General features: G+C 49.0%; 2 protein-coding genes. Both read left to right on the top strand.

Annotation, left to right across the window (positions count from 1 at the left end; translation table 11 throughout):
• The coding region (locus D6694_10905) for a hypothetical protein (protein RMH39750.1) at positions 1-460 on the top strand (460 nt) is incomplete at its 5' end.
• Positions 461-524: 64 nt separating this feature from the next.
• Positions 525-1,430 (top strand): beta-ribofuranosylaminobenzene 5'-phosphate synthase (locus D6694_10900; GenBank protein RMH39749.1); only part of this gene is annotated, 906 nt, incomplete at its 3' end.

The following is a 1,430-nucleotide window of genomic DNA, read 5'->3' as shown; positions in this document are numbered from 1 at the left end:
TGATAGAGCTTACTACGGGAAACTAATTAAAGGAGCAAAGAAGGAAATTCGCCTCATTGGCAAAACTGCCTTCCACTTTTTGGAGGATTTTGCGAATAGAGACGGGAGCCATAAAGAGGCTACATTTCTTCTGGAAGCACTAGGTCGAGGAGTTTCGGTTAGATTTCTTCTACCTTGCCCCGATAGATTGTCCCCATCAGACAAAGGTAAAGCTAATGCATCCAAAAAACGGTTGGATGAACTAAAGTTAGAATTCAACGATTTTTCTTATCGTTATTTTGATCACGAAGAAAGTCATAGTTTTTTTCTGGCCGATGATGAAGTCATTATTGGGCCTTTCTTCCCTCACCTAGCAAGCATGGATACGCCGGCGCTTCATCTTGATAGAAGTGCTACTCTTCCGCAAAAATATATCGAATATTTTGATGCTGAATGGAAAAGAAACGACGACCAAGCTTAAGTCAATGACATCAATATCCTTAAACCCTCGACTCCATCTGTCTCTGTTTTCAATGAATGGAAAAATGCCCCGATTAAATGGCGGCATTGGTTTCAGCATTTGTGCGCCATCGTTGAAGGTTCAGGTCATCCCAAGTGATGATTTTTCTGTCGAAGATTTCCGACGGCGGGGGATGAGTGATGTTGGCATTGGACGTTTGGTCGAAGTTCTGCGGAAGGCCAAGGAGAAACTTGGCCTGAATCGTGCAGTGGCCATTGAAATTCATGGCGAGGCCAACGCGCATTCAGGCTTCGGCACCGGGACAGCCATCCGGCTAGCGGCGCTGGAAGGTCTGATGCATGTCAATAACCATCAAGCCTCTGACGATGAATTGATTCGCTTGTCCGGGCGTGGGGGAACCTCCGGTATCGGCATACACTCCTATTTTACCGGGGGCATGATTATTGACCTTGGACGAAAGAATGATGGCTGCATGCTCGCCCCATCTTCCCAGCTAAACGGGGATATTGAACTCCCATTGCTTTTAAGCCGTTCCCCCATGCCGGATTGGCCCATAGGCCTGTGCATTCCAGAGCATATTCCTTCCCTTAATGAGGATGAGGAAAAGGAATTCTTTGCCGAAACATGCCCGATTCCCGAAGACGAGGTGTATCGAACCATGCATTGGGCCATCGCAGGGGCGTTCGCGGCGGTTCGCGAGCATAACAAGGCTGCATTTGAGGAGGCCATTCGGCAGCTTCAGGAATGCGCTTGGAAAAAAGCGGAGCGAACCCGCCACGGGGAGAAGATTCAGGAACTGGAAGAGCGGCTTTACAGTCTGGGCGCATCCGCCGTCGGAATGTCGAGCCTGGGTCCGAGTCTGTTCTTCCTGGCTCCCGACATCCAGGCAATACTTCCATCCATGCGCAAGGAAATAACAAACTGCGCCTTTATTGAAGCCCGGCCGGTGAATCAAGGGCGATTAGTATCA

The organism is Gammaproteobacteria bacterium (assembly GCA_003696665.1).
Classification (GTDB): Bacteria; Pseudomonadota; Gammaproteobacteria; order Enterobacterales.
Note: the sequence above shows the minus strand (reverse complement) of the source record. Positions and strands in the feature narration are given on the sequence as shown.